Source organism: Vibrio sp. 970 (genome assembly GCF_033339075.1).
On record NZ_JAWOTW010000502.1, the window covers coordinates 1 to 615 of the forward strand.

At 48.8% G+C, this 615-nt stretch carries 1 pseudogene; it reads left to right on the plus strand.

The annotated features are described in order from the left end of the window. Positions 1 to 615, plus strand: a pseudogene (gene peuA / locus R7Q11_RS27545) (TonB-dependent siderophore enterobactin receptor PeuA); the annotation flags it as partial.

The window sequence follows — 615 nt, forward strand, 5'->3', positions numbered from 1 at the left end:
AAACAGATGAGCACCTAGTTGTAGAAGGTCGCGAGTTCGGCTACAAAGCTGATACCAACAGTACAGCGATGCGTATGGAAATGACGCAGCTAGAAACTCCGGGACAGGTTGCGGTCATCGACGAAACCGTCATCGATGAGCAACGCGCAAGTACACTAGGTGAAGTGTTACGTAATGACGCGAGTGTAAGCGCGGGTGGTACTAGCCGTAACCGTGAACGTTTCTCGCTACGTGGTTTTGAACTAAGTAGTTCTGATGGCTTCCTACGTGATGGTCGTCAGCACTGGTCACATTACCGTCAGCCAATTGAGCTTCTAGAGCGCGTTGAAGTGCTAAAAGGTCCATCTGGTCTACTTTATGGTAAGTCTGAGCCGGGTGGCTTAGTAAACATGGTTTCTAAGAAACCAACAACGCAAACACAGGTAAGCTTGAGCCAAGATATCGGTTCAAACGAACATTCGCGTACCGTACTTGATGTAAGTGGTTCTTTAAATGACGCAGAAACGCTACGTGCTCGCGCTATTTTTGCGAAAGAAAACTACAGCTCTTGGCGTACGTATGGCGATGGCACAAAGCCGCAAACTGACCGTGTTGTGGGGGGCCTAGTTGTTGAGT